This is a genomic window from Novosphingobium cyanobacteriorum (assembly GCF_029436685.1).
GTDB classification, from domain to species: domain Bacteria; phylum Pseudomonadota; class Alphaproteobacteria; order Sphingomonadales; family Sphingomonadaceae; genus Novosphingobium; species Novosphingobium cyanobacteriorum.
Genome location: NZ_JAROCY010000051.1, coordinates 1 through 6,011, shown reverse-complemented (window position 1 = coordinate 6,011; position 6,011 = coordinate 1). Strand labels below are relative to the sequence as shown.

Here is a 6,011-nt window from a genome sequence, read left to right as displayed (position 1 = left end):
TAACGCCGCTCCCTTATCGGAGCGGAACGTCGTTCCTCGCATGGGCGATCGTCAACAACAACCAGCCCGTTCCCGACGTGTTCTCCAAGATGACCAAAATCGCAGCTTCGGGCCGACTGGGCCCATTACGCAGCTCACATCCGCCGCATGAGGCTCGTCTACGCTGCGAGGCGCGCCGCCCTGACTTCGCTGATCGCCACGCGTCTTGGAGCGAACTGGCTCTGGCGCGACGAGAGCAATGCGGGCCTGCACCTCGTTCTTTCGTTGCCGCATGGCCTGGACGACGTGCAGGTCGCGCAACGGGCGCTCGAAAAAGGGGTTCTCGTGCGGCCCCTCTCGCGCTACTACGCGGGGAAAGAGGCCGAGCGCGGCCTTCTGCTGGGTTTCGCCTGCGTGCGTGAGGATGAAATGCTCGACCCCGTGGAGAAACTTGCCGAAGTCCTCGCACGCAGCGGGACCTGAGCGGCCCGCTGCGCGGCGCATCGTGGTTCAGTGCATGCGCCCCGAGGTATCCGCGAGCGCGAGCATCAGCGCGTCCAGGCGCTGCCTGTCCGTCGCGTCGAGGTCGTCAAGGCGCCTCCCGGTCGGCAGCGCCTCGGCTCGCGCCCTCTGTTCGGCCGCCAGTCGGGCAATGCTGTCCTGGAGGATCAGCCGATAGTCGCGCAAGCGCAGCAACCGACACCTCCGCGCCATCAACCGAGACGGTTCAACCCGCACCAGCGCGCGATGTACAAGGCGTAGACTGCCGCAACCCTTTGCATGCTGGCGATGGAGACCGACTCGTCGACCCCGTGGATGTTCTGGCCCGACGGTCCGTAGCACGTGGAAGGGATGTTGCCGTAAAGGTGGAAGAACTTGACGTCGGACGTCGCGGTCATCGCGTACCGTCCGGGCTCGGCGTTCAGCAGGTCCTGGTGGCACTGGATCAGCGTAGCGATCGCCGGCTCTTCCATGTCGATGACCAGACCTTCACACTGAAAACCCCGGTAGCTGACTTCATACCGTACCGATGCCGCGTTCGGATGCTTGGCGTGCGCGGCTTTCAGGAGCGACTCGACCTCCGCCTTGACGTCAGGTACTTTCTTGCCGGGGTAGTAGCTGATGCGCAGGTCCGCGCGGCAGTGGGTGGGTACGGAAGACGGCCATTCCCCGCCCGACAACTTGCCGAGGTTGAAGTTGATCGGGTGGGCATGGTTGCAGTACATCGGATGCCTGGACGCCGGCTCGTTCCATCGGCGCTCCAGCGCACGCAACTCGTCGACCATGTATTGGGCGAAAGTGGTGGCCGCGATGCCTTCCTGCGCGCGCGACGCATGGACCGGCACGCCATAGACGTCGATCGCGAGCCACATCACACCCATCTGCGAGGTCTGCACGCATTCTCCGCTCGGCTCGGGAATCAGCGCGGCGTCGGCGGTATAGCCGGCAACCAGGCACGCCAGCGCCCCGTTGCCGGTGCATTCTTCCTCGATCACCGATTGCAGGTATACGGGCGCGGCAGGCTCGTACCCCAGATTTCGCAGTGCCTTGAATGCCATGGTGTACGCCACGATGCCTGCCTTCATGTCGGCGGCACCGCGGCCATAAACCCGGTCTCCTTCGACGCGGGGCTCGAAGGGCGACTGGCTCCATAGCCGGGGATGCCCGATGGGCACGACGTCGATGTGTCCGTTGAGGATCAGCGAGCGCCCCGTCGCGCGCCCGGCCGGATGGTGGATGCCGACCACGTTGCGCCGCCCCTGGTAAGAAACGAGCGACGGCGAGTAGCCGGGGTGCTGGCGGATCTTCTCTTCGTCGATTTCGAAGTGGTCCACCTTCAGGCCGAGCTCGCCGAACCGGCGTGCCATGACCTCCTGCGCGGACGCCTCCTCCCCCAGCAGCGAGGCATGGCCCACCAATTCGCACAGCATGTCCACGGCTTCGCCGCGCAGGGACTCGACAGCGCCCAGGATTTCGCTTTCGATCTTCACGGTGTTCATGGCCGCCTTTCCGGTCATGCGGATGCTCGCGGCTCGATGGGCATGCGCACGCCCTCGCGCGCTTCGATCACTTCCGCGGCCTTCAGCAGCAGGTCCTCGCGCCAGCGGGCGGACACGAGTTGAACCCCTCCGGGCATGCCCTCGTCCATTCCCACCGGCACGGCCAGCCCAGGCAGGCCGAGCGGGGGCAGAATCGCCTGGAAGTACATGGCATCCGTCTGACGCTGGAGGCCTTCCGCGCCCTGCAGATCGATATCGAGCGGCACCGGCTTGCCGATCGAAGCAGGCATGACGACGATCGGATACTTCTCGAAGAACATCTGCCACTTGTGAACGATCATGTCCCGCGAGGCGAGCGCGGTGCAGTAGCCGCGGAAGTCCTCTGGGTTTGCCCACCTGTGGCGAAGGACTTGGGCAAGCACCGGGTCCCCGAGGTCGTCCAGCCGAGGCAGCAGCATCTGCGTCATCTCGCTGGCCATGATCTTGCGCAACAAGCCCCAGGCCTCGTGCATCGCGGGCGGTGAGACCTCCTCGACGTGATAGCCCGCGTCCTCGAGATAACGGCCCGCTTGCCGCACCGCGGCCCAGGTGCCCGGCGACACCGGCGGCCCTTCGGTCCGGGTCACCAGCGCAACGCGCCGCGGGCTCGGCCCGAGATCCAGCGGAACGGGAACCCAGAGAGGATCGCGCGGATCGCGCGCGCTCATGGCCTCCAGGGACAAGCGCAGGTCGCGCACCGTCCTTGCGAGCGGCCCGTTCACGGCCATCAACTGCGAGGCCATCATGCGTCCGGTCGTCGCCGTCGGGTTGAAGACCGGAATCCGGCCTGCGGTCGGGCGCAAACCCAGGACCCCGTTGCAGTACGCCGGCCAGCGAATCGATCCCCCGATGTCGTTGCCCTGCGAGATCGGCCCGATGCCGACCGCAACCGCAACACCGGCACCACCACTGGACCCGCCCGCCGTCAGCGCCGGGTTCCATGGATTCAGGGTCGCGCCGTGGAGCGAATTGCTCGTCTGGCCACGAAGCGACAGCGCCGGCGCGTTGGTCCGCCCGACGATCACTGCGCCGGCCTTGCGCAGGTTGCCGACCACCGAGCCATCCTCGGGCGCGATCAGGTCCTTGAACTTGAGCAGTCCATTGTCCGTCGGCACGCCGGCCTGGTCGACGTTGATCTTCGTGGTGACCGGAATGCCATGCAGCAACCCCGGCACCGCGCCTTCGGCCAGCGCCTTGTCCGCGGCATCCGCGGCTGCAAGCGCCTCCTTCTCCAGCGTGAGAACAACGGCGTTCACCTTCGGATTGACTTCGCGATTGCGCGCGAGCACCGCCTCGGTCACTTCGCGGCTCGAAACGCAGCCGTTCCTGATGAGCGCGGAGATCTCGCAGGCGTCGAGTTGCCACAACTGCGTGGCGGTGCTTCCGGAAAACTTGGGGTTTGTCGTCATGATTGGATGTTTGCCTTGCCGTGTGTCTTTTGCTTACGCCATCAGCCCGCGCGACTGCGCCGTGCGCAGCGTCACGTCGAGTGCGCGTCCGAGCTTGTCGAAGAGTTCGTCGATCTGCGACGGCGTGACCACCAGCGGCGGGCAGATCGCCACGCAATCGAGCAGGGGGCGGATGATCAACCCTTCGTCGAGTGCCGCCTGCTTCAGCACCAGCCCGATGCCATCCGTCAGCGCAAACGAAACGCGCCTGGACTTGTCCTTGAGGATTTCGAGCGCACCCAGCAAACCCACCCCTCGCGACTGTGCGACGAGCGGATGCTCTTCCATCCGCTTCAGTCGAGACAGGAACAGAGGCGACATCTCGCGCACGTGGCCGACGAGGTCGCGTTCCTGCATGATGTTGAGCACTTCGATGGCGACGGCCGCACAGACCGGATGGCCCGAATACGTGACACCGTGCCCGAACATTCCCTGGCGGTTGCTTCCTTCGACGATCGCGTCCGAGATTTCCTTGGAAAGCAGCGTCGCGGAGATCGGCAGGTAGGCGCTCGACATCGCCTTGGCGATGTTCATGATGTCGGGCTTGATACCGAGCGTCTGGGAGCCGAACATCTGCCCCGTTCGTCCGAATCCGGTGATCACTTCGTCCGCGACGAGCAGGATGCCGTGCCGGGTCAGCACTTCCTGCAGGCGCTCGAAGTAGCCCTGCGCGGGCATGAGCACGCCGCCGGCGCCCTGGATCGGCTCGGCGAAGAAGGCCGCAATCGTGTCCGCCCCTTCGCGTTCGATAAGCGCCTCGAGGTTCCCGATGATGCGCGACACGAAGTCCGACTCCGACTCCCCGGGCTTCCCATAGTGGTAGTAGCTGGGGCAATCCGTGTGGAGGACGCGGTCGATCGGCAGGTCGAAGTCGTTGTGGTTGAGCGCGAGGCCGGTGAGGCTCGCGGACATCACGGTGACACCGTGGTAGGCCCGCGTCCGGGCGATCAGCTTCTTCTTCCGCGGCTTGCCGATCGCATTGAAGTAGAACCAGATGAGTTTCGCGGCCTGGTCGTTGGCCTCCGATCCCGAATTCGCGAACAGGACCTTGTCGAACTCGAACTCCGAAGTGAGTCCCACGAGCCGCTCGGCCAGCTCCAGCGCGGGCGCCGTCGCACGGGCGTCGAAAGTCTGGTGATACGGCAGCAGCTCCATCTGCCGCCTGGCCGCCTCGACGAGGCGCGGCTCCGAATAGCCAAGGGACGCACACCACAGGCCCGACATGCCGTCGAGGTGGCGCTTGCCGTCGCCGTCCAGCACATGGACGCCATCGCCCTTGGCCGTCAGTGTCGTTCCGGTCTGCTGCTGGCGTACCGGGTTGGTGTACGGGTGAAGCAAGGAGCCGTTTCTTTTCTTTTCCCCGACAGGAGAATTCATGACTTTTCTTTCCATGAGAAGTTGACTGGAAGCGCGTTCGATGCAATACCGGGCGGTTTGCACCTCAGGCGTCGGACTCATTCGTGACCTCGACGGCGCCCGCCATTGCGTGGCCCGGCGCCGCCGCCAGAAGCGCCTGGGTGTACTCGTGCTGCGGTCTGCTCAGGACGTCGAAGGCCGTGCCATGCTCGACGACCTTGCCGCCCTTCATGACGGCGACCCGGTCACAGAGCTTCGCCGCCACACGAAGATCGTGCGTGATGAAGAGCATCGAGAGATCGAGGCGTTCCCGGATGTCCTCGAGAAGCTCGAGCACCTGTTTTTGAACGGAGACGTCGAGCGCAGACACCGCCTCGTCGGCGATGAGCACCTCGGGCTCCATGGCCAGCGCGCGGGCGATGCAGATGCGCTGCCTCTGGCCGCCCGAGAACTCGTGCGGATACCGTGAGAGCGCGTCCGGATCGAGCCGCACCATCTTCATCAGCTGCGACGCACGCCTCACGGCTTCGTCCCGGCTCATCCCGAAGTACATCGGACCCTCGATGATCGACTCGCCGACGGTGCGCCTCGGATTGAGCGACCGGTAGGGGTCCTGGAAAACGATCTGGACGCGGCGGCGATGCTGCCTCAGCTCCCGCTGGGGCATGGCTGCGATGTCGAGATTCCCGAGCAGGATGCGGCCGTCCGAGACTTCGACGAGCCGGCTCACGCAGCGCGCGATCGTGGACTTTCCGGATCCGGATTCACCCACGATGCCGATCGTCTCGCCACGCTTCAACTCGAGGCTGACCCGATCGATGGCCCTCGTCCATCTCGAAGCCGTAAGCCTTAGCGTCGCCGCGTGTGGCATGCAGATAGGGCGGGTCACAATAGAAAAGCGTCTTGGGGCTGTCATACAAACGGATCACATCAACGGCGGGGCGGTTTTCGATCTGCACCCGGATAAGTCGTTGGGCGATTTCGTCCAGCGCATCCACGCCACCAAGCCAGCGCGAGACAACACCGGACATACCCGCCCGGCTTGTATCTTTGCAATTTGCCCAACGGCTGTCAATCGGCGTTCAAAGTTGACCCCCTGATCGGCGCGTAAAACTGACCCCCCTATCGGTCTGGCAGGCGGTTATCCCGGTAGTCCATGGGAGGGGCCCGCGCATGCCGTCGCGCGCCG

General features: G+C 65.0%; 7 protein-coding genes. 1 reads left to right on the top strand and 6 read right to left on the bottom strand.

Translation table 11 applies throughout. The features are described from left to right. The first annotated feature begins 147 nt into the window (after positions 1–147). Positions 148–462 (top strand): aminotransferase-like domain-containing protein, encoded by a 315-nt coding sequence (locus POM99_RS21890; protein WP_277280896.1) that lies wholly within the window; start codon positions 148–150, stop codon positions 460–462. A gap of 27 nt (positions 463–489) precedes the next feature. On the opposite strand, the gene POM99_RS21885 is transcribed toward POM99_RS21890, so the two are convergent. Genes POM99_RS21885 through POM99_RS21860 form a run of 6 tightly spaced genes read right to left on the bottom strand, consistent with a single transcriptional unit; the run spans position 490 to position 5,853 of the window. Next, positions 490–675: a hypothetical protein gene (locus POM99_RS21885; RefSeq protein ID WP_277280895.1), complete on the bottom strand. Its 186-nt coding sequence runs from the start codon at positions 673–675 to the stop codon at positions 490–492. A 17-nt stretch (positions 676–692) separates the two neighbouring features. Next, complete coding sequence (locus tag POM99_RS21880) at positions 693–1,979, bottom strand: M20 family metallopeptidase (RefSeq protein ID WP_277280894.1); 1,287 nt, start codon at positions 1,977–1,979, stop codon at positions 693–695. Positions 1,980–1,993: 14 nt separating this feature from the next. Continuing rightward, positions 1,994–3,427, bottom strand: coding sequence for an amidase (locus POM99_RS21875; RefSeq protein WP_277280893.1), 1,434 nt, complete (start codon positions 3,425–3,427; stop codon positions 1,994–1,996). Positions 3,428–3,460: 33 nt separating this feature from the next. Next, positions 3,461–4,858, bottom strand: a complete 1,398-nt coding sequence (locus tag POM99_RS21870; protein ID WP_277280891.1) for an aminotransferase — start codon at positions 4,856–4,858, stop codon at positions 3,461–3,463. A gap of 49 nt (positions 4,859–4,907) precedes the next feature. After that, on the bottom strand, positions 4,908–5,621 hold the full coding sequence (locus POM99_RS21865) for an ABC transporter ATP-binding protein (protein WP_277280888.1): 714 nt from the start codon (positions 5,619–5,621) through the stop codon (positions 4,908–4,910). Further along, positions 5,587–5,853 (bottom strand): DNA adenine methylase, encoded by a 267-nt coding sequence (locus POM99_RS21860; protein ID WP_277280886.1) that lies wholly within the window; start codon positions 5,851–5,853, stop codon positions 5,587–5,589. Before POM99_RS21860 ends, POM99_RS21865 begins: the two co-directional genes overlap by 35 nt. Positions 5,854–6,011 lie beyond the last annotated feature (158 nt).

Coding starts and splice junctions, on each gene's coding strand:
- POM99_RS21890 (WP_277280896.1), top strand. CDS start 148: ATGAGGCTCGTCTACGCTGCGAGGCGCGCCGCCCTGACTTCGCTGATC.
- POM99_RS21880 (WP_277280894.1), bottom strand. CDS start 1,979: ATGAACACCGTGAAGATCGAAAGCGAAATCCTGGGCGCTGTCGAGTCC.
- POM99_RS21875 (WP_277280893.1), bottom strand. CDS start 3,427: ATGACGACAAACCCCAAGTTTTCCGGAAGCACCGCCACGCAGTTGTGG.
- POM99_RS21870 (WP_277280891.1), bottom strand. CDS start 4,858: ATGGAAAGAAAAGTCATGAATTCTCCTGTCGGGGAAAAGAAAAGAAAC.
- POM99_RS21860 (WP_277280886.1), bottom strand. CDS start 5,853: ATGTCCGGTGTTGTCTCGCGCTGGCTTGGTGGCGTGGATGCGCTGGAC.